The organism is Pseudoalteromonas sp. 20-MNA-CIBAN-0454, from assembly GCF_040308685.1.
Lineage (GTDB): Bacteria > Pseudomonadota > Gammaproteobacteria > Enterobacterales > Alteromonadaceae > Pseudoalteromonas > Pseudoalteromonas nigrifaciens.
This window is the reverse complement of record NZ_JBEOOB010000025.1, coordinates 35178-56053: the sequence shown is the minus strand read 5'-3', so window position 1 is coordinate 56053 and position 20876 is coordinate 35178. Positions and strand designations below refer to the sequence as shown.

The following is a 20876-nucleotide window of genomic DNA, read 5'->3' as shown; positions in this document are numbered from 1 at the left end:
AATTTAATGACTTTTGGGTATAATACCCGCCATAAAAGCGGACATAAGTCCGCTAGTTAAAATAGTATATTACTGAGGAGTATTTATGAAAGTTGGCATTATTATGGGTTCTAAATCAGATTGGCCAACCATGGAACATGCGGCGCTCATGCTAGAAAAATTTGGCATTGAGTACGAAACAAAAGTAGTTTCTGCCCACCGAACTCCTCAACTCCTTGCTGATTACGCAAGCTCAGCAAGCGACCGTGGTATTAAAGTTATAATTGCAGGCGCAGGCGGCGCGGCCCATTTGCCGGGTATGGCAGCTGCATTTACCTCATTACCAGTACTTGGTGTGCCAGTTAAATCAAAAGCGCTTAATGGTATTGATTCGCTACTTTCTATTTGCCAAATGCCTAAAGGTGTTGCGGTAGGGACATTAGCTATTGGTGAGCCTGGCGCTGCTAATGCAGGTTTACTTGCAGCGCAAATTTTAGGGTGTCAAAATCCTGAAATATTCGCAAAAATTGAAGCGTTTCGTAAAGAACAAACCGACACTATTTTAGCTAACCCTAATCCTGCAGAGTAATAATGACTATTTTAATTTTAGGTGCAGGGCAATTAGCACGCATGATGAGCCTTGCTGGCGCGCCACTTAATTTAAATGTGGTTGCGTACGATGTAGGCAGCCAAAAAATTGTGCACCCACTCACAGGCGAAGTTTACTCAACCACATTAGAGCAAGCCATAGCAAACGCAGATGCAATTACTGCTGAGTTTGAGCATATACCTGACGATGTATTAACACTTTGTTGTAATAGCAATAAGTTTTATCCGGGTAAAGCGGCCATTAAAACCGGTGGCGATCGCCAAATCGAAAAAGCACTACTAGATAAAACAGCTGTAGCGTGCGCACCGTATCAACTTATTACTGAAAAAGCGCACCTTGAGCTTGCGGTTAAAAACCTAGGTAAACCTTTAGTTATTAAAACCTGTCAAGCAGGCTACGATGGTAAAGGCCAATGGCGATTAAAGTCTGACGATCAAATTGATGAAATTTGGGCTCAAATGTCTGATTTTATTGCCTCAGGCACAGCACATGCACCTCATACTATTATTGCTGAAAAAATGATTCCGTTCGATCGTGAAGTATCTATTATTGGTGCACGCGATAAACACGGTAATGTTGCAATTTATCCGTTAACCGAAAACCAGCACACCAATGGTGTATTAACCTTATCGGTAGCAGGTTTAAATAATAGCCATGTAGAGCAGCAAGCTATTGATGCCTTTACTAAATTAGCGAATGAGCTTAATTATGTGGGTGTATTGGCAATTGAGTTTTTTGACGTTAAAGGCACTTTACTGGTAAACGAAATTGCCCCGCGTGTACACAACTCAGGCCACTGGACACAGCAAGGTTGCCATTGCTCGCAGTTTGAAAACCATATGCGTGCGGTTGCAGGGCTGCCTCTGGGTAATACTGAGCTTAAACACGCCACTGCGATGATAAATGTGCTTGGCCAAGCCAGTATTCCTACTGCAGTTTTAGAAGTGACTGATGTAACTAGTCATTGGTACGGTAAAACAGTAAAACCAGGGCGTAAAATGGGTCATATTAATGTCTCAGCTCAAAGTCTACATCAACTAGGTGAACGCTTAGCTGAACTTAGCGAGTGTTTACCAGAACAAGCCTACCCAGGTATTTTAGCCACGAGTACATCTTTGATACTCAACTAAAAATAAGCAATAAATTGGGACATCTCAATTTATTGCTTAACGCCAAAGGCTACACCTATGTTTAACCCTAAATACCGCAATGTTGTGTTTGCATTTTTAATGGCACTATTAATGTCGGGCTTTATGTCTTTTGTGATCTCATTATTTAACGTGGGAATGGTCGATAATATTATAACTATATGGCTCAAAGCATGGGTATTTGCATTTTCTATCGCATTTCCTACAGTTATTCTAGTTGCACCTTTAGTACACAAGTTAACTGATAAAATAATTCGAGCGTAATACAGCATGCCATTAACACTCAAAAAGCCATTGTTTTTAATTCTTTTAGCATTATGTATCACTCCTTTTATTGGCGCTGGTAGTGCACTGGTAATAGGCGCTGCTTTTGCTATGACATTAGGTAATCCGTTTGCCGAGCTTTCGCAAAAAGCCAGTAAGTGGATGTTAAAAGCAGCGGTGGTCGGGCTTGGTTTTGCCGTTGACTTTAATCAGGTAATTGAAGTGGGTAGCAGCTCTTTAGTGCTCACTATTGTGAGTATTACCGCAATAATTGGCTTAGGTGAAATACTTACCCAAGTATTTAAACTTAACCGCAATACCGGCGTATTAATTTCATTTGGCACTGCTATTTGTGGTGGCAGTGCTATTGCAGCTATGGCACCGGTAATTAAAGCAAAAGATCATGAAGTGGCTGTGGCACTTGGCGTAGTATTTATGCTCAATGGCGTGGGCTTACTGTTGTTTCCGGCCATTGGCCATTATTTTAATTTAACCGAGCAGCAATTTGGCATGTGGGCTGCTTTAGCTATTCACGATACCAGCAGTGTTGTAGGTGCATCCGCTACTTATGGCGCTGTGGCACTAAGCATTGCCACCACAGTAAAATTAACCCGCGCTATGTGGATCATTCCTTATACTGCGCTTGCTGGGGTGTTTTTACGCTCAGATGAAAAAGCCAGTATTCCACTATTTATTGTTGGCTTTGTACTCGCCGCACTTATTAATACTTATTTGCCACAGTTTTCACCTGTATGGAGCGTTATTAATATAGTTGCTAAACAATTGCTTATAGTTACATTATTTTTAATTGGTAGTGGCCTATCATTAGCAGTACTAAAACAAGCCGGACTTAAGCCCTTTATAATGGCAATTTTATTATGGATAGTGGTAAGTAGTGTTATTTTATTATTAATTTTAGATGGGTTGATATAATGAAAGGTAATTTAAGTAGTATTACTTTGGGTAGTACGTTGTTTTGTTTACTGCTAAGCAACTACGTTGCAGCGGCGCAACTGCGTGTTGCCACCTTTAATGTAAGTATGGATGCAACTAACTATACACCAAGAAAAACCCCTGTAAAAAGCGATTCTTTGGTTAGCGCGCTTAAAGCAGAGCATTCACAAATTAAAAATATTGCCGAAATAATTCAACGTGTTCGCCCCGATATAATACTATTAAACGAGTTTGACTATGTGCCAAAAGAGCAGGGTATAACGTACTTTAAAAGCCATTATTTAAACGTGAGTCAAAATAATCAAGCGGCAATAGACTATCCTTATTTTTATATTGCGCCAGTTAATACCGGTTTAGCCACTGAGTTTGATTTAGATAACGATGGTAAAAAAACAGGAATAATGGGTGACGCTCACGGTTTTGGTTTTTTTGAAGGCCATTACGGTATGGCTGTTTTATCTCGTTATCCAATCGATTTAGATAAAGTACGAACGCTGCCAACTTTTAAATATAAAGATATGCCTAATGCGCAAATGCCTATCGATCCAACCACAGGCAAAAACTGGTATAACGAGCAAGAATGGCAAAACATTCGTTTGAGCTCAAAATCTTTTTGGGATTTACCCATATCAGTTAATAATAAAACGGTACACATACTTGCATCGCACCCAACCCCGCCGGTTTTTGATGGCTTAGAGGACAGAAATGGTAAGCGTAACCATGATGAAGTAAGGTTAGTTGCAGACTACATTAATAATGCCGATTATATTTATGACGATAAAGGTAAAAAAGGCGGTTTAAATGCTCAGTCTCGGTTTGTTATTTTAGGTGACTTAAATGCCGCCCCTGAGGGTGATAAACAGCGAACTATAACTACAGATCAGCTACTTAAGCATCCGCTTGTAAACGCCAGTTTTATACCGCAAAGTGCTGGCGCAAAAGAGCAATATCCACAGCACAGCCATGCTAAAAATTACAGTGCAAGTTGGCAAGCACGGGTTGACTATGTTTTGCCATCGCATTATGGGTTAAAAATTATTGATGGTGGGGTATTTTGGCCAACTAAAAATAGCCAGCTATACCGCTTAATTAAAGACAGAAATGCGTCGAGTGATCATCGACTAGTTTGGCTAGATTTACGCTTAGAATAAGCAACCTAACTCAGTTACACCGGCGTTTGTCTTAAAAAATTGCAATCACCAAAGTGCTTCTGCTTAAATACGGCTTAATTATAATTACCGTTAAGAAGCACTATGATTTTTAATATCTCATCGTCCAAAACATTAATAGCACTGGCTGTTGCCTCAAGTGTTTTTTTAGCAGGGTGTCAAGCAACTGCATCATCTTCAACAGCTACGCAAAATAATGTAACAACGTCTCCTGTTGCTGCCGTTGTTAATACCCCCGCCGATATGGGCTCTACTAAAATAACGTTAGAGCAAGCTATGGCCCATCCCGATTGGCTTGGACGTCAACCAGAGCGCGCATTTTGGGGCAGTGATTCTGCTACCATTATTTATGCACGTAAAGAGCAAGGTAATGAGTTACGTAACTTATTTAGCCAATCAATTACAAGCCAAAGCGCAGAGCAAATAGCACTTAATAAACTGCACACTGTAGGTGCAAATAAAGCTGTTTATTCAAAAAATAAAGCCCTGCAAGCCTATGTATTTGAGGGTAATATATTTGTAAAAAGCGTTACAACAGGTGCAATTCAACAAGTAACGCATACCTCTAGCACTGAATCTAAGCCACAATTTTTAAATGATGGCAGCTTAGCTTATCGTCAAGGTAATACATTTTTTAAAGTTGACTTAAGCTCAGGCTTAACCACTGAAATTGCTAATTTAAAACTGGCAGATAAGCCCCAGGGCATTACAGAACCAAGCAGTTATATTGCTAAAGAGCAGCACAAACTTATTGATTACATAGCGCTAACGCATAAAAACAATAAAGATAAACAAGCACGCAAAGCACAGCTTAAGCAGCAAAATAGCTCAATTGCTAATACTGAGTTTTATTTAGGCAAAGGTAATAGTGTAAAAGACGTGCAGTTATCGCCAAATGGTGATGCTTTATTAGTGGTAGTGCAAGAGCAAAGAGATTGGCGCGATGATAGCGATATAATGCCAAATTATATTACCGATGATGCCCGCATTGAACCTAAAAAAGCGCGCCGCCGAGTAGCTGACGAAAAGTCGCAAACCTCAGAGCTGGTATACATTAATTTAAACGATAAAAGTCAAAATACCTTAAGCTTTGATACCCTACCGGGCTTTGATGAAGACGTATTAGCAGCGGTTAAAAAAGAAAACTATGCCCGTGATGGTAAAACGTATAAGTCTAAAAAATCGCCGCGTGGTATAAATTTAATTAGCGATTGGGGCTGGGATCAAAGCCCTATAATTTGGAACGACGACGGCTCAAACGTAGCAATAATGCTAGAAGCGTGGGATAACAAAGATCGCTGGTTAGCAACCGTCGATTTTAAAAATAATAAGTTAGTGTCGCAACATCGTTTACATGACGACGCTTGGATAGCCTATGCTTTTAACGATTTTGGCTGGCTACACAACTCTAACACCTTATATTATTTATCAGAGCAGTCGGGTTACAGTCAGCTTTATAAAAAGCCGTTAAATGGTAAAGCAACAGCGCTAACAACAGGTAAGTTTGAAGTATCTAACCTTACGCTTACCGACGATAACAGTGCTATTTATTATAAGGCTAACGTTGAACACCCAGGCCTATACGAAATTTACCGTGTAAATCCACTAACCGGTAAAAACGAGCAAGTAACCGACCTTAATGGCATGACCGACTATACACTTAGCCCTGATCAAACCAAGCTGTTGTTAAAGCACTCAACAATTATGTTACCAACTGAGTTGTATGTGGCTGATGCAAAAGCAAACACACAGGTTACCCGGTTAACACATACGGTTTCGGATGAGTTTTTAGCTAAAAAGCTAACAACCCCTAAAATAATTGCAGTGCCATCTAGCCATACTGATCAACCTATTTACGCAAAAGTGTACTATCCGGCTGATTATGTAGAGGGCGAAGTGGGTAAAAAGCGTAAAGCGGTTATTTTTAACCACGGTGCAGGTTACTTACAAAACTCGCACTTGGGCTGGTCTGGGTATTTTCGTGAGTTTATGTTTCATTCGTTATTAGCTGACGAAGGTTATGTAGTAATGGATATGGATTACCGCGCATCTAAAGGCTATGGACGTGATTGGCGTACGGCAATTTATCGTCAAATGGGTACACCCGAAACCCAAGATTTAGCTGATGGGGTTAAATGGATGGCAGAAAATGCCAACGTAAATACGCAAGCTGTAGGCACGTATGGCGGCTCTTATGGCGGCTTTATGACCTTTATGGCGTTATTTACCGCGCCAGAATTGTTTCAAGCGGGTGCTGCACTTCGCCCCGTTACCGATTGGGCTCATTATAATGCGCCGTACACGGCAAATATATTAAACCATCCGGATGTTGATCCAATTGCATATGAGCGCAGTTCGCCTATTTACTATGCTGAGGGTTTAAACAAACGCTTATTAATTAATGCGCCTATGGTTGACGACAACGTGTTTTTTCAAGATACGGTTAGATTAGTACAGCGTTTAATTGAGCTTGAAAAAGAAAACTTTGAAACGGCTATTTTTCCGGTAGAGCCGCACGGTTTTGTGCAGCCATCGAGCTGGTTAGATGAATATCGCCGTATTTATAAACTGTTTAAAGAAACCCTGTAACGATTAATAACAAGTTACACCTAAAACGCCACTTTTAAGTGGCGTTTTTTATATTTAGTTTTTGTTTTTAATGTAGTTAACTAATAAAGGTGCAGCTAATAAAGTACCACCAATAGCACCAATTAAGTGCGCGTCAATTGCAACGGTTGAGTTTATAAGCTTACCAATATCAGCATTAGGGCCATTTAGCTGCTCAAATATTATTTTAAGCCACACCCCAATAAACAATAAATAGCCCGACTTAAGCTCAAGTGTTGTATCTTTAACTGCGCCCCAAATAATAACGCCATGTAACAGTGCGCTTAGCCCAGTGTAAATATAAATACTGGGGCAAAACCAGTAAACACCTAAGCCGCACCACAGAGCCAATAAGCTAATATTAATAGCGTAGCGTTTAGGCGACGTATATTCGCCATGTAGTAACCAAATTAAAATAATACCGCCGCAGTTTAGCGCCAAATGTGCCCAGTTAGCATGAACAAATTGGCTGCTAAAAACTCGCCACAATTCGCCCTGAGTAACTAAATCGCGATTAAATTCGAGTAAGTCATTTAAATCAAAAGTAGCAAAAGTAACGCTTAGCAGCATTAAAAATAAAGGGGGGAGTAAATAACGAGGTTGCACTGGTAAATTAAGCATTTAATTGTAATTTTTAGTATTAATTTTTGCATATTGTGCCTGTTTAACTTTAAGATGCCAATTAACTCCTGATAATTTAGGTTATTTACTCTTTATGAACTTTAAACATCACGCATTACTTGCTATTACATTATGTGCAACGTCTTTTCCTTTATTTGCACAACCGCTTACTCAAATTGAAACGCGCGAGCCAGAAGCCGCAACCGGCCTAGTACATAAACAAGCCGTGAGCGGCAATAAATATATGGTGGTTGCAGCTAACCCGTATGCATCTCGTGCTGGGCAGCAAATATTAGCGCAAGGCGGCAGCGCTGTTGATGCTGCAATAGCAACGCAACTGGTACTGACTTTAGTAGAACCACAATCGTCAGGTATTGGTGGCGGCACCTTTATGCTGTACTACAACAAAGTAAACAACAAATTAACCAGTTTTGATGGCCGTGAAACTGCACCAGAAAACGCCGACGAAACATTGTTTTTAGATAAGCATGGCAAAGCCGTGAAGTGGATTGAAGCCATAGTAGGTGGACGCTCAGTAGGTGTGCCAGGGGTTTTACATGCCTTTGCTAACGCACATAAACAATACGGTAAACTACCTTGGGCTGATTTATTTAAACCAGCCATTGAGCTTGCAGAGCAAGGCTTTGAGGTTTCGCCGCGATTACACGGTTTACTGCAGCGCCAATTAAACCCTGGCGTAATGAGCATGCCAGTAATTAACGACTACTTTTTCCCAAACGGTAAATTAATTGCGATAGGTAGCATCAAAAAAAACCAGCCATTAGCTAATTTATACAAAGAGATTGCTAGTAATGGTATTGATGCATTTTATAAGGGCGCTAATGCCAAACAAATGGTTAATGCGGTACAGCACTCTAAAATAGCGCCTGGCAAATTAAATGAGCAAGATCTGGCTAATTACACTAGCAAAGAGCGCGAGGCGGTATGTATTGAGTATCGTGTTTATAATGTATGTTCTATGGCACCACCCAGTAGCGGCGGGGTAGCTGTGCTGCAAATGCTTGGCTTATTAGAGCATAAAAACATGGGCGCACTGCCAGTAAATGGTGAGCAAGCACTGCATTACTTTAGCCAAGCATCAAGAATTGCGTTTGCCGATAGGGATGTTTACATGGGCGATCCCGATTTTACCCAAGTACCTACCAAGGAATTATTAAATAAAGACTATATAGCCACACGTGCAAAACTAATTACCGAGCAAGATATAACAGCCGTTGCTGGTAACCCAGTTGATTACTTAAGTTATGCCAAAGATGACTCGTTCGAATTGCCATCAACCAGCCATGTGTCGATTGTAGATAGCCAAGGTAATGCAGTGTCTATGACCAGTTCAATAGAAATGGCTTTTGGCTCAACGGTAATGGTAAATGGTTTTATTTTAAATAATCAGCTGACTGACTTTTCATTATCGCCGCGTAAAAACGGCCAGCTTGTAGCAAACCGAGTTGAAGCTGGCAAGCGCCCGCGCAGCTCTATGTCGCCAGTAATGGTATTTAATAAAGATGGAAGTTTACGTTTGGTTGTCGGATCTCCTGGCGGAAGCCGTATTATTAGTTACGTTGCGCAAGTGGTAATTGGCGTGCTTGATTGGGATTTATCTGTTCAAGAAGCAATTAATCTACCACGTACTACTAATCGTAACGACTACACTAGCCTTGAAAAAGGCACTGCGCTTGAAGCATTAGCGCCAGCACTTAGCAAGCGTGGTCATAATGTTAGAATTTTAGATTTAAATTCTGGTTTACATGCAGTTGAAGTAAAAAACAACACATTAATAGGCGGCGCCGATCCTCGCCGTGAAGGGGTGGCTTTGTCTGATTTAACTGATAAAAGCGCCACTTTAAAATTCTAAATTATGTATAATACAAATGCGCTAAGCTAGTGTTTAAAATTAGCGCATTTATATATTCTCAATGGTCTGACAAGGTTAAATAGCATTGCAATTTAGCCTTTAACACCGATAATGGCAGATCATAACTTAAGACTAAGTAAAGCTTGGAAATATGACTACAAATACCGATCCAAATTATCTTTATATTCATCATTCTGGCCCCGGCCTTCTTGAAACGCCATTACTCAATAAAGGCAGTGCATTTAGCCAAAAAGAACGCGAAAACTTTAATATTGCGGGTTTACTGCCTCCTCGTTATGAAACAATCGAAGAGCAGGTAGAGCGTTGTTACCAGCAGTATTCTAGTTTTACCGACAATCTTAATAAGCATATTTATTTACGTGCAATTCAAGATAATAACGAAACACTTTATTATCGTTTAGTGCGTGATCATATTGAAGAAATGATGCCAATAATTTACACCCCAACAGTGGGTGATGCCTGTGAAAAATTCTCAGATATATATCGCAGCGCACGTGGATTATTTATTTCATATGAAAATCGTTTTCAAATAGACGACATTTTACGCAATGCCACCAAAGGTAAAGTAAAAGTAATTGTGGTAACCGATGGTGAACGCATTTTAGGCTTAGGTGACCAAGGTATTGGTGGCATGGGTATTCCTATTGGTAAGCTATCTTTGTATACCGCATGTGGTGGCATTAGCCCTGCGTATACATTACCGGTAATGCTAGATGTGGGTACAAATAACGAGAAGCTATTAAACGATCCTATGTATATGGGTGCGCGTCATAAGCGTATTACTCAAGATGAGTACGATGAGTTTTTAGACTTATTTATTAAAGCAATCAAGCGTCGCTGGCCAAATGTATTACTACAGTTTGAAGACTTTGCTCAGCCAAATGCGATGCCACTGCTGAAACGTTACCGCAATGAAATTTGTAGTTTTAATGACGACATTCAAGGCACAGCTGCAGTAACTGTTGGCTCATTGCTTGCTGCGTGTAGAGTTAAAAACGAACGCCTAGCAGATCAAAAAGTAGTATTTGTTGGTGCTGGCTCTGCGGGTTGTGGTATTGCTGAGCAAATTGTAAGCCAAATGGTTTTTGAAGGTATTAGCGAAGCGCAAGCACGCAGCCAGGTATTTATGGTTGACCGCTTTGGTTTGTTATCGGAAGGTATGGAAGGTCTACGCGACTTTCAGCAAGTTTTAGCGCAACCACAAGCTCGTTTGAGTGAATGGACGTACAGCGGCGAATTTGCGTCATTACTTGATGTAATGCATTGCTCTAAACCCGATATTTTAATTGGTGTTTCGGGCCAACCTGGTTTATTTACCGAACAAGTAATACGCGCTATGTATTCAGGTTGTGCACAACCTATTATTTTCCCATTAAGTAACCCGTCAAAACAGGTAGAAGCACACCCAATAGATATTATTAACTGGACCGAAGGTAAAGCACTTGTTGCTACAGGTAGCCCATTTGCCCCAGTTGAATATAATGGTGAGCTTTTCCCAATTCCGCAGTGTAACAACAGTTATATTTTCCCGGGAATTGGTTTAGGGGTTATAGCTGCAAAAGCAACGCGTATTACAGATGCTATGTTAAGTGTTTCTAGCGAAATGCTGGCTGAATCATCGCCGCGTGCAAACACAGGTAAAGGAAGTTTATTGCCGGCACTTACAGAAATTGAAACCCTAAGTAAACGTATTGCATTTGCTGTAGGCAAAAAAGCGATTGAAGAGGGCGTTGCTCTTGATATTTCTGACGACGCACTATGGGCTGCTATCGATAAAAACTACTGGTTACCTAAGTACCGTAACTATAAGCGCAGTAGCATTTAAAGCTGCAACTTAGTATTTAGTAATAATTAAAAAACAGGCTACGGCCTGTTTTTTGTACTTGTTCATCTGTAATTAACCACTTAAAGTGTTTAATAAGCTTAATATATAGCAGGCTGTAAATACTTTTTGTATTAAATTAGTGACCAATAAAGGATTGCGAATTTAATAAAGTTAGTAATATAACCAGTTGTTACGGTTAATATAAAAGGATTCACTTATGAAAACGTTTACTTTATTTTTAGGTGCAGCACTGAGCTTTAATGCATTTGCTGCGGCCACACCCGATACACCGCATATTTATGTTAAAGGTGAAGCAACAATTACCACCATGCCAGATCATGTATTATTAAATGTTGGCATTACCGAAATAGATAAAGATTTAATTGCTGCAAAAAATAAAACCGATATAACCATGGCTAAGGCAATAAAATTAGTAACAGCATTAGGTGTAAGTGATGCAGATATTAATGCCGGGCAAATATCAATAAACCGAGAAAGCCAATATAATCGTGAAAGCGGTGAGCAGCAATTTAAAGGTTTTAGGGTTAGCAGATCTTTAACGGTTAAGCTTAATGCCATTAATAAATATCCCGAGTTACTACAAAACTTAGTAAACAATGGTATTAACGAAATTAACCATACGCGTTTTTTAGCAAGCAATTACGATGAACTCTACAAAAAAGCGCAAAAACTGGCTATAAAAGATACTCGCGATGCAGCTAAAGAGTTTAGCAGTGAGTTTGGCGTAGAGTTAAAAGGCTTATATAGCGCATCTATGCAGCCATTAAATGTGCAATCAGCCCCTTATATGCGCGCCGAAAAAGTGATGCTCTCAGATAGTACACCGAGTAATTATGTACCCGATGCCTATCATGCAGGTGAAATCATTATAACTGCATCTAGTTATGCAGTTTATTATATAGATTAAGTTTATACATTACTGGCGCTTAAAACGTGCCAGTAATGTATCACCTTGTTGCTTACTAATACGGGCAATTGATTTAAGCATATTATTAATTTCCTGCCTGTCGTACTCATTCGTTACGTGCTCGTTAATGTCATCAACAATAGCATTTAAATAATTAAATAAACTTTCCCTCGCCGCTGAATTTTCGTGAGCAACAAATAAAATATTTTTAAATGCTTCTAACACATTGGTCATTACGTACGCATCGCCTTTAGCGTAATTACGTAGCGGTGTAAAATTATCATGCAGTAATTCATCAAAGCGGGTTTCGTGTATATATAATAATGGCGTATCTTTGCTGTGTTTAAAGCTGTAATTAATATCACTTATTGAAAGTCGTTTAATTAATAAAATACTCAACATATCAATGGCTTTAACTGCTGTACCCGGATCGTTTATGCCTGGGCTCATCGCTTTAACGGCTATTTCTGATATTTGCGTTAAACCATAACGATAATGGTCGCTAATATACTCTTCTATATAAAAAATAAAACAGCTTAAAATTTTAGTAATTAACTCATCATTACTTGAAATATCTTTATTACACTTTAAAAATGGATAACCTTTAACTGTAAAATAACCTTGTTTAACAGTGATATAAAGCTCAATTTCTTCTGCAGATAATAAGGCGCAAAGCTTATCGGTGTGCACTCCTTTGTAGTAGCCTTCAGTTTGACTATTTATAGAATGCCAATCAGTAAAGTCGGGAAGATTTTTAAGCGGCGCTTCTTGCTGACTTTTAATAATGGTTTTAATTTCACTTTTTGTTTGGCTAAATAAACCATTTAAAACATTATCTACTTGAATAGCGCGAGATATAGAGTGAATAAAAAATACGAATAACCCTAACGAAATCAAACCAAAAATAAGCGCAAATAATACCCCAAGTGCCGGTATAGCCATGGCGCCATTCTCGAGTTTATTAATATTTATGAGCATAATTACTGAGTAAATAATACTGCCTAAATAAAAACCTAATACCAGTTGGTGAGATTTCCGGGTTATTAATCCAGGTACTACACGCGGCGATAAACTGGCACTGGCTGAGTTTAATACCACCATTACCATTGAAAAACTAAACACAGTTAACGAAATAATACTGCCGGCTAAGGTACTTAAAACAGTTCGCGCATTTTCGGCGCTATCTACTAATACTACAGATATAAACGACTTTAGCTTTTCAATAATGGGCATATATTCAACCGACATCGTAATAACCGCAAAGGTTAAAAATGCAATTGAAAGTAAAGAAGGGTAAAAGCCAATACTATTTATCATTTCTCGATAACTGTCGGCTACTTTGCGAGGTACAAACATAAAATCCTTATGCTTTATTGTATAAGAGTATTATTAATACTTTAGCATAGTTGTGAACTAAACTTCTGATAATGAAGGTTAACTTGTGTGTTATTATTGCCAAAAATATTAGGATAATACTGTGATAATTTCAACATACGCTGCATTACTTGCATTTTACTATATTTACTTAAGCTTTAACGTAATAAACGTGCGCAGGGCAGCGCAAATATCACTTGGTGAAGGCGAAAATCCACAGTTGCAACGGGCAATTCGTGCCCATGGTAATTTTATGGAATATGTACCGTTTGCTATTATTTTGCTTTTTTTAGCAGAATATCAGGGGTTAGCGAGTCATTATTGCTATGCACTTGGTGCAATGCTACTTATAGGCCGCGTTTTTCATAATTTTGGCATAGTAGAAAAAAACCTAAAGTACCGCCAAATTGGTGTTATAGCTACATTTTTAACTATGCTTATAAGTGCTTTAGTTATTTTATTAACCCGCTTTAGTTAAATTTAATTATGAATAACAAAATATTTATTATTGGTTTACCGCGTACAGGCACTACAAGTGTTTGCCATGCTTTTTTAGAGTTTGGTATACCAACAGCGCATACTGCTTACACAAACAATTGTTTTGATAACGCCCATGCAATTGCCGATACGCCAATTTTTAATGATTATAAAGCTCTCGATAAGTATTATCCGGATGCAAAATTTATTTATTTAGAGCGTGAGCTTAACGTATGGCTACCATCAATAAAGCAATTATTATTACGTATGCATACTAATTTAACACGCACTGATGGTGGCTTTAATATTCATATAAAGCATTGTTATTTAAATACATTTAGTAATTTAACAATTGATAATATAAACGATGATAGTTACTTAACGCATTGTTATAACACGCATATCAATGACGCTAAAAATTATTTTAAACACCAAGAGCAACGCTTTTTATCAATAAATATAGCAAAACCGCAAAGCTACAAAATGCTCTGTGATTTTTTAGCGATTAAAAGTAATAAAACAGATTTTGAAAAAATGAATATGGGCGGCAAAGTTACTGCCTGGAACGATATAAAACATCCGCTAAAAGTTGAATCAACAGCAAAAGGGCGCATAGATAAACTGTTACGCTACAAGGTTTAACTTTACAGGCTTAGGAGCATGATTTTTTACCTAATATACGCTAAAATCTGCGCATTATTTTACACCTTGTTATAAGTAGTACAGAGCATGTTTGAATTAAAATACCACACTCCATTTGAATGGACCGAAGTTGTACTTGATGACTTCGATACTTTTTTACAAGACCACGCCGCAGCCGAAAAAAAAGCATCGGGTATGGCCATGTCTATGCTGTCGCATTACCCCGATAAACGTAAACTGGTTACAGCTATGGCAGACTTAGCACTTGAAGAAATGATTCATTTTAAAGAAGTGCTGAAAATTTTAATTTCACGTGATGTAAATTTAGGTGATGACAAAAAAGACCCTTATATAAAACAAATACGTGCTTTATTTAGACACGGCCGCGACGGTTTTTTAATGGATCGATTATTAGTCGGTGGGGTTATTGAGGCAAGAGGGCACGAACGTTTTTCACTAGTGGCGCAAGCGTTACCAGAGGGCAAAGAAAAAGAGTTTTACATTGCGATTGCCGAATCAGAAGAAAAACATAAAAACTTATTTGTAGAATTAGCGTATGAGTATTTTGATAAAGAAGAAGTAGACATACGCCTAGAAGAGCTACTAATAGCGGAAGCTAAAATTTGTGAAAGCATTCCGTTTACTGCGGCACTGCATTAATTTAAGCTGTTAATGCAATACTCTAAAAGCGCTAAATTTATATTTGGCGCTTTTTTGTTTGTAACAATTTCGGTTGCTGCATCATTAGCGTGTAGTGATTTAACTGGCTGTGAAAAAAATTTTGCGAGATAGAAAGCCAGCTTGGCATAACTAAGGAACATGGCAATAAATACAAGATTGAAGGGTTAAAAAAGGCATTACATGCAGCAAAAGCTAATTGCAGCGAAAAAATATTGAAAGAAGATTTAATAGAAAAAATAAACGATGCTAACAATGATATTGCTGAATATGAAGAAGATCTGCTAGATGCTAAACAAGCAGGTAAAAGTGATAAAGTTAGTAAGTATCAAAAAAAGATTACAGCAGAAAGCTTAAACTAAAACATCTGAAAGATGAGCTTGGCAAAATTAATTAAATCACCAGTGGCTACTTGTTGTTAACGCTTTAGGTTATCGTTAACAGCAAGTGTACTGCGAATATTATCGGATTAACCATCATATTTAATTACATTATGACGCAACAATAACTATATACAGTGCAGGGCACTTCAATCTTTAAAACTAGCCTAATTAAAATACACTTAAAAATTATACTTAAAAAGTCATACTACAAATAGCAATCAAACATTATGGGGAAGCGCGCTTCCATTACTCTGTTTTATACCAGCTGTCTTTCAAAAACTTAGAAGTTCATAGTTAAAACCACTATCAGCAGGGAGTTTTAGTTAAATAACCAAGCGCATTACTGTGATAAACATAATCACACCACAATTTAACATAATTTAAATGACTAATAATTAAACCAAATATAACTAAAACTGAAAATTAAAACCCTACATAATAGGCTATTTAAAGCACCTGCTTATAAAACGAACTAAACCAGCTGATTTATTACTGTTAATAGCGTGATTTTGTAAAACTAGCTATGTAAATACAGGTAAAACCCATGTGTGTAACAGTGATAAACCAGATCTTTTTGAGGTTTATTTATAAAAAACTATTACAACTGATAGCCAAAGTATAAGCATATGGTATATCAATTCAAATATTATGGCCGGATTGTTACTCATAAAGAGTAATAAAACAGCATGGGATTGAAATAGAAATGTTAGTTAGCTATTGGAATAGAAGATAAAATAAAGCGATTAACTAGGTTAAAGACTTAAGCTTATTTATAGGCGTTAATTATGTAGTAAGTTATGGCGCAAATTTAATTGAATTATCACTTAGTTAAAATCACAGTAAGGCTGCTAGTAAATTTATAGATATAAGTTAAATAATAAAGAGAGTAAAGATGTGCATATAGAGATTTATAAGTAACGTGTAGGTATGAAATAGTAGCTGAATATTACCTAAGTTAAATTCGTGATTTATGCATAGCCAAAAAAAGTAATGCTTTAAGGGGCCTGATTCATTAAGCTAGATAAGATAATAATTGCAACATAAGTGTTTATATACAAAGAGTATAAGAAGCCACATAAATAGTAAGCAGCAAAATTCCGTTATTTGAATTGAAAATATAGCAAAGGCATAACAATATACTTGCAGACTGGTTAGTTATAGATAGGTGCGCTTTATAAACAAGGAGAACTTTAACCGCTAAATTATCAGCGGGCTTGTTTTATACAAATACATGTTTAAATAACAAACTTGCTTTATAGGGCTCATGTAAGTAAAGCATCCATATTTAAAGTTATGTATTCGTAGTAGTAGGAAAGCAGCTGTATTGAATTTGCTTAAAAATGTAAAATACACTTAATAATCTCGTAACGAGAAGGCTTACAACACACATAGTTATACTGAATAGCTTATTTTAAACCCTATTTAACATAATATAAATTATAGGTAGTCATATGTGTATTAATAAGGAGTGCCATATACTCTCTTTATTAGTTCTGTAATGTCCAATACTAGACGGTATCGGACATTAAAGAGGTTTTTATCTAAGTTAGTTATTCTCAGTTTGGTACATTTAAATTTAATTAATATTTTCTAATGTATGTAATCTAATGCATGGAATATTATATTTCAGGTTTTCATTTAAAATATAAGTTACTCAATACTTAGTAAACGCTCGGCCGTGTATTCGTTAGTAATTAGCCCACTAATCATTTTAGATCTTAGCGCACCTAAAATGGCTAATACTTTTTCTTCTCCGGCAGCTATGGCAAAAATTTGTTTATCTGAATTAACTTTTAATGGCGTACTTGCTACTCGTTGATTAACATTACAATCTAATAACTTACCATTTTTATCAAACACCCAGCTTATCATTTCTCCTACAGCACCTTGCTGTTGTAACTCTTGGAGTTCGTCAAGGCTTACAAAACCGTCTTTATGAAGTGGCGAATTTAATCCTAAATTACCAACGCCTACAAATGTAACATCTGCATTCGTGGCTAATTTTAAATTACTAGCAACATTCTGCTGTGAATGCAGTTGCTGCTTTTCCTCAATGGTGCGTGGCAAAACTGGTAATGGCATAGGGTAATGTTTGGCATTTATATGTTCCGCCATTCTTACTACTACATCGTATGGCGATGCTGATCCGTCTAATGCCATATTGCCTAACATGGCAACTATTTTATGTTGTTGGCAATCTTGTGTTCGCAGCTCATCTACGCATGCGCGTAAAACTCGCCCAGTTCCCATTGCAATAACTTTTGGTTGTGGTGATTTTAAATGGCGTTCTATTTCAGCCGCACCAGCTTGTGCCAAACCTAATGTAGATGAAGGTTCTGACGGATCACTAGGGACTACATCACAAGAGAGCAAACCAAAACGTGTTTTAATTTGTTCAGCCAAATCCATACATTTAGCAATAGGATGATCGAGTCTTACTTTTATTAATCCTTGGCTAACAGATAGCGCTACCATTCTTTGTGCCGATTGGCGTGAGGTATTAAGCTTTTTAGCTATTTCGTCTTGTGTTTTACCTGCAACATAATACAACCACCCTGCTCTTGCTGCGTCATCGAGTTTTCTAATTTCTGTATTAGATAGCTTGGCCACTGAAACCTCTTAAAATCAAAATAAATAGACTATTAAAATTGATTAACAGCAAAATATTTTTGTTAATTGAACGAATTATTTAATTGTTATTAGCCCTCTAAATATACCATTCATTTAATAAAAGTGTCGAATTTTCATGTTATTGCACTAATAGAAATCAAGTTAACGCTTTCTAATTGCTCACAACATATTTTTTCTATTACAGCTAAGTGCAAGTTATGGCCACAGCTATAAAAATTATAAAAACGTAAATGCGACCTGTAATGCACCTTTATTTTGCCCGGGGTTCCACATAGCTGTTGCCGATATAGGAAAATTATACTCTAGTATTTGTAAGCTCTTGGAGTAAGTAAAACCTAAGTTAACTATATTAGCGTTATCATCATAAAAGTTTTGCTGATCTAAAAAAGAAAAAGCACCACCAATAAATACAGAGACTTGCTCATCTAATTCATTACCCTTCCACACGGGCATGCTAGCTTCGAGATAGTTAGTGTAAGCTTGTTTGTTTTTTCCTGAACTTTCATCTAAATAGGTATCTATCCCTTGAACTATTACTGAGTAGTAAAGTGATAATGGCATTTCGCCCGCAAAGGTGTAACCAAGGCCGACATCAATAAAGTTTCCGGTTTTATCCGGATCGCTTGAATAGTCAAAAATATCTACATCATTAATCGACGAGTGGTTACCATGATTAACAATTTCAATGAACAGCTGCTCTGAAAACTTATAAGAAGCAAAATAAGTAAACTCCTGATACTCACCATCAAAAGAGGTCCCACCCCATAAACCTAAGGTGATTTTATTATCCGCCGTTTTATAAGTTAATTCACCAGCAACCATTGGGCCTGGCGTTACAATTGAGCCATGCCATAAGTGATTTGTTTTAAATTCTAACCCTAAATTAAAATCGTTGCTGTGTACCTGGCTACTATAAGTCGCTATTGCTGCCGTTAGTGTTAATACATGTTTAGCTTTCATAAATATGCTTCTTTGGTTGTATAAGCTCTGCGTTTGGCTTGAGTTATATAGTGCTAAATTACAGTATGGGCATAAGCCCTTCTTGTGGTCATAATCCCAACAAGAAGTTCGTACGTCAACTATTTAAATAACAAAAAATTCACAATGCGTTACCTTTCAATAATAAGTCAATTATATCAGTAGGTTAAAACACCATGATTGTTAATTTGTTTTTTATTAATTAAACGTAAATCACTTGCAACGTAAATTTTTACAATATTAAAGGATAAGTAATGCGCGGAGGTTATTTAATAAAACGACAAAGTAGCTAAAAATTATTTAAATCAGTTATTAATGACTGTTTTTTAGTTACTATCTTGAGCTTATGAGGTGGTTAGCTTAGTATTGAAAGTACTCAAATGGTATTAACAATAGAAGTAACAACATATGGAATTTGTGCACCCACTAGAACCTATTTTAATCATTGATGATACAAAAAACAGTCGCGACTATCTAAACCAAATTTTAACGGATCTTGGTTATGAAGATATTCTTGAGTGTGAAGATTTTGATTGTGCAAAACCGCTGCTTAGCGAAAAGTCCCCAAAGGTTATATTTTTAGATGTCGAAATACCTGACTCTGAAGGTAGTGATATTTTAACTTATATAAATAATTGCTATCCGCATATTCATGTTGTTATTTGCTTTGGCCATAACAGTTTCGAAAATGTAGAAAATACGTGGGAACTTGGTGCTAAAGGGGTTATAGCAAAACCGTTTAATGTACAAAAAGTAGATACAGTAATGAAGCGTTTAGAGCTCATTGAATAATAATAAGGTTAGTATGCAAAGTTCTGTTAGTGCAATTATCGATGATTTATCTAATGTTATTTTTGGTAAAAAACAACAAATAAAGCTCGCGCTCACCTGCTTATTTAGTGAAGGCCATTTACTAATTGAAGATTTACCTGGCATGGGTAAAACAACGTTATCGCATGCCTTAGCAGCCGTTTTAGGCTTGTCGTATCAACGGATACAATTTACCAGCGACTTACTCCCAGCCGACATATTAGGTACTAATGTATTTAATAGTAATGAACACAGTTTTAGCTTTCATAAAGGGCCTATTTTTAGCCAAGTTGTTTTAGCAGACGAAATAAACAGAACGGGACCTAAAACACAAAGCGCCTTACTTGAGGCAATGGAAGAACAACAAGTTACTGTTGATGGTAAAAAGTATTCTCTTCCTACCCCATTTTTTGTTATTGCTACACAAAATCCATTACATCAATCAGGTACTTACCCTTTACCTGAGTCGCAGCTGGATCGTTTTTTAATGCGTATTAGCCTTGGTTTTCCGCCAAAAGAAGCCGAAAAAAGGCTGTTACTAAATATGCAAAAGCGTGACTACACCCAGCTACCACAACGTATTACTGAGCAACAATTAGCTCAAATTCAAACTGAAATTAGCAATATTATACTAAGTAATCCTGTAATTGATTATATTATTGAATTGGTAAATTATACACGCGAAAGTAATAATTTTGCTGCATCGTTATCGCCACGCGCTAGCATGGCATTAGCAAAAGCTGCTAAATCATGGGCTTATATTGACGGTCGTGACTTTGTTATGCCTGAAGATGTGCAAGCAGTTTTTGCCAGTGTTTGTCAGCACCGTTTAGGGTTACACAATGAGTCGGGCGAAGCGCAAGTTATGCAAATATTAAAAGCTGTTATGGTTCCGGTATAGCAT

Annotated in this window: 19 protein-coding genes; 15 read left to right on the top strand and 4 right to left on the bottom strand. The window is 37.4% G+C overall.

The window, feature by feature from the left end; translation table 11 throughout:
• Positions 1-85: 85 nt before the first annotated feature.
• From purE to AAEZ22_RS12845, 6 genes are all read left to right on the top strand, one after another.
• Positions 86-568 (top strand): 5-(carboxyamino)imidazole ribonucleotide mutase, encoded by a 483-nt coding sequence (gene purE / locus AAEZ22_RS12870; RefSeq protein ID WP_011328251.1) that lies wholly within the window; start codon positions 86-88, stop codon positions 566-568.
• A gap of 2 nt (positions 569-570) precedes the next feature.
• On the top strand, positions 571-1719 hold the full coding sequence (locus AAEZ22_RS12865; protein WP_197182058.1) for a 5-(carboxyamino)imidazole ribonucleotide synthase: 1149 nt from the start codon (positions 571-573) through the stop codon (positions 1717-1719).
• 57 nt (positions 1720-1776) lie between these two features.
• Positions 1777-2001, top strand: a complete 225-nt coding sequence (locus AAEZ22_RS12860) for a DUF2798 domain-containing protein (RefSeq protein ID WP_011328249.1) — start codon at positions 1777-1779, stop codon at positions 1999-2001.
• Positions 2002-2007: 6 nt separating this feature from the next.
• Positions 2008-2934 carry a YeiH family protein gene (locus tag AAEZ22_RS12855; RefSeq protein WP_011328248.1) on the top strand — a complete coding sequence of 309 codons (927 nt, stop codon included), beginning with the start codon at positions 2008-2010 and terminating at the stop codon, positions 2932-2934.
• A complete protein-coding gene (locus AAEZ22_RS12850) occupies positions 2934-4106 on the top strand; it encodes an endonuclease/exonuclease/phosphatase family protein (protein WP_352297490.1) in 1173 nt (390 codons plus the stop codon). Before AAEZ22_RS12855 ends, AAEZ22_RS12850 begins: the two co-directional genes overlap by 1 nt.
• Before the next feature lie 102 nt (positions 4107-4208).
• A complete protein-coding gene (locus AAEZ22_RS12845) occupies positions 4209-6713 on the top strand; it encodes a S9 family peptidase (protein ID WP_352297487.1) in 2505 nt (834 codons plus the stop codon).
• 54 nt (positions 6714-6767) lie between these two features.
• Here AAEZ22_RS12845 and rrtA read toward each other — a convergent pair whose 3' ends face one another.
• Positions 6768-7352 carry a rhombosortase gene (rrtA, locus tag AAEZ22_RS12840; protein ID WP_179807047.1) on the bottom strand — a complete coding sequence of 195 codons (585 nt, stop codon included), beginning with the start codon at positions 7350-7352 and terminating at the stop codon, positions 6768-6770.
• A 94-nt stretch (positions 7353-7446) separates the two neighbouring features.
• On the opposite strand from rrtA, the gene ggt reads away from it, so the two are divergent.
• The 3 genes from ggt (at position 7447) to AAEZ22_RS12825 (ending at position 11999) form a co-directional block, all read left to right on the top strand.
• A complete protein-coding gene (gene ggt / locus AAEZ22_RS12835; RefSeq protein WP_197107944.1) occupies positions 7447-9225 on the top strand; it encodes a gamma-glutamyltransferase in 1779 nt (592 codons plus the stop codon).
• A gap of 151 nt (positions 9226-9376) precedes the next feature.
• Positions 9377-11071 carry an NAD-dependent malic enzyme gene (locus AAEZ22_RS12830; RefSeq protein ID WP_011328243.1) on the top strand — a complete coding sequence of 565 codons (1695 nt, stop codon included), beginning with the start codon at positions 9377-9379 and terminating at the stop codon, positions 11069-11071.
• A gap of 217 nt (positions 11072-11288) precedes the next feature.
• Complete coding sequence (locus AAEZ22_RS12825; RefSeq protein ID WP_011328242.1) at positions 11289-11999, top strand: SIMPL domain-containing protein; 711 nt, start codon at positions 11289-11291, stop codon at positions 11997-11999.
• Positions 12000-12008: 9 nt separating this feature from the next.
• Here AAEZ22_RS12825 and AAEZ22_RS12820 read toward each other — a convergent pair whose 3' ends face one another.
• Positions 12009-13355, bottom strand: a complete 1347-nt coding sequence (locus tag AAEZ22_RS12820) for a DUF2254 domain-containing protein (RefSeq protein ID WP_011328241.1) — start codon at positions 13353-13355, stop codon at positions 12009-12011.
• A 121-nt stretch (positions 13356-13476) separates the two neighbouring features.
• Between AAEZ22_RS12820 and AAEZ22_RS12815 the strand changes: the two genes are divergently transcribed.
• The 4 genes from AAEZ22_RS12815 (at position 13477) to AAEZ22_RS12800 (ending at position 15532) form a co-directional block, all read left to right on the top strand.
• Complete coding sequence (locus tag AAEZ22_RS12815) at positions 13477-13851, top strand: MAPEG family protein (protein WP_350545160.1); 375 nt, start codon at positions 13477-13479, stop codon at positions 13849-13851.
• An 8-nt stretch (positions 13852-13859) separates the two neighbouring features.
• Positions 13860-14492, top strand: a complete 633-nt coding sequence (locus tag AAEZ22_RS12810) for a sulfotransferase (protein WP_086996941.1) — start codon at positions 13860-13862, stop codon at positions 14490-14492.
• A gap of 87 nt (positions 14493-14579) precedes the next feature.
• Positions 14580-15152, top strand: a complete 573-nt coding sequence (locus tag AAEZ22_RS12805; protein WP_011328238.1) for a MiaE family protein — start codon at positions 14580-14582, stop codon at positions 15150-15152.
• Between the two features lie 128 nt (positions 15153-15280).
• The gene (locus AAEZ22_RS12800) at positions 15281-15532 is read left to right on the top strand and encodes a DUF1090 domain-containing protein (RefSeq protein WP_352297494.1); all 252 of its coding nucleotides are present in this window, start codon (positions 15281-15283) and stop codon (positions 15530-15532) included.
• Positions 15533-17203: 1671 nt separating this feature from the next.
• Here the strand turns inward: AAEZ22_RS12800 and AAEZ22_RS12795 are convergent.
• Positions 17204-18163: a sugar-binding transcriptional regulator gene (locus AAEZ22_RS12795; protein WP_086994123.1), complete on the bottom strand. Its 960-nt coding sequence runs from the start codon at positions 18161-18163 to the stop codon at positions 17204-17206.
• 237 nt (positions 18164-18400) lie between these two features.
• A complete protein-coding gene (locus AAEZ22_RS12790) occupies positions 18401-19144 on the bottom strand; it encodes a hypothetical protein (RefSeq protein WP_350545194.1) in 744 nt (247 codons plus the stop codon).
• Positions 19145-19570: 426 nt separating this feature from the next.
• On the opposite strand from AAEZ22_RS12790, the gene AAEZ22_RS12785 reads away from it, so the two are divergent.
• Both AAEZ22_RS12785 and AAEZ22_RS12780 read left to right on the top strand, forming a co-directional pair.
• Entirely contained in the window at positions 19571-19954 is a 384-nt protein-coding gene (locus AAEZ22_RS12785) for a response regulator (protein ID WP_086994129.1), read from the top strand.
• Positions 19955-19967: 13 nt separating this feature from the next.
• The gene (locus AAEZ22_RS12780) at positions 19968-20873 is read left to right on the top strand and encodes an AAA family ATPase (protein ID WP_350545196.1); all 906 of its coding nucleotides are present in this window, start codon (positions 19968-19970) and stop codon (positions 20871-20873) included.
• Positions 20874-20876 lie beyond the last annotated feature (3 nt).

What these genes read in the sequence shown, in the direction of transcription:
- purE (WP_011328251.1), top strand. Translation starts at nt 86, where the DNA reads ATGAAAGTTGGCATTATTATGGGTTCTAAATCAGATTGGCCAACCATG.
- AAEZ22_RS12865 (WP_197182058.1), top strand. Translation starts at nt 571, where the DNA reads ATGACTATTTTAATTTTAGGTGCAGGGCAATTAGCACGCATGATGAGC.
- AAEZ22_RS12860 (WP_011328249.1), top strand. Translation starts at nt 1,777, where the DNA reads ATGTTTAACCCTAAATACCGCAATGTTGTGTTTGCATTTTTAATGGCA.
- AAEZ22_RS12855 (WP_011328248.1), top strand. Translation starts at nt 2,008, where the DNA reads ATGCCATTAACACTCAAAAAGCCATTGTTTTTAATTCTTTTAGCATTA.
- AAEZ22_RS12850 (WP_352297490.1), top strand. Translation starts at nt 2,934, where the DNA reads ATGAAAGGTAATTTAAGTAGTATTACTTTGGGTAGTACGTTGTTTTGT.
- AAEZ22_RS12845 (WP_352297487.1), top strand. Translation starts at nt 4,209, where the DNA reads ATGATTTTTAATATCTCATCGTCCAAAACATTAATAGCACTGGCTGTT.
- rrtA (WP_179807047.1), bottom strand. Translation starts at nt 7,352, where the DNA reads ATGCTTAATTTACCAGTGCAACCTCGTTATTTACTCCCCCCTTTATTT.
- ggt (WP_197107944.1), top strand. Translation starts at nt 7,447, where the DNA reads ATGAACTTTAAACATCACGCATTACTTGCTATTACATTATGTGCAACG.
- AAEZ22_RS12830 (WP_011328243.1), top strand. Translation starts at nt 9,377, where the DNA reads ATGACTACAAATACCGATCCAAATTATCTTTATATTCATCATTCTGGC.
- AAEZ22_RS12825 (WP_011328242.1), top strand. Translation starts at nt 11,289, where the DNA reads ATGAAAACGTTTACTTTATTTTTAGGTGCAGCACTGAGCTTTAATGCA.
- AAEZ22_RS12820 (WP_011328241.1), bottom strand. Translation starts at nt 13,355, where the DNA reads ATGTTTGTACCTCGCAAAGTAGCCGACAGTTATCGAGAAATGATAAAT.
- AAEZ22_RS12810 (WP_086996941.1), top strand. Translation starts at nt 13,860, where the DNA reads ATGAATAACAAAATATTTATTATTGGTTTACCGCGTACAGGCACTACA.
- AAEZ22_RS12805 (WP_011328238.1), top strand. Translation starts at nt 14,580, where the DNA reads ATGTTTGAATTAAAATACCACACTCCATTTGAATGGACCGAAGTTGTA.
- AAEZ22_RS12790 (WP_350545194.1), bottom strand. Translation starts at nt 19,144, where the DNA reads ATGAAAGCTAAACATGTATTAACACTAACGGCAGCAATAGCGACTTAT.
- AAEZ22_RS12785 (WP_086994129.1), top strand. Translation starts at nt 19,571, where the DNA reads ATGGAATTTGTGCACCCACTAGAACCTATTTTAATCATTGATGATACA.
- AAEZ22_RS12780 (WP_350545196.1), top strand. Translation starts at nt 19,968, where the DNA reads ATGCAAAGTTCTGTTAGTGCAATTATCGATGATTTATCTAATGTTATT.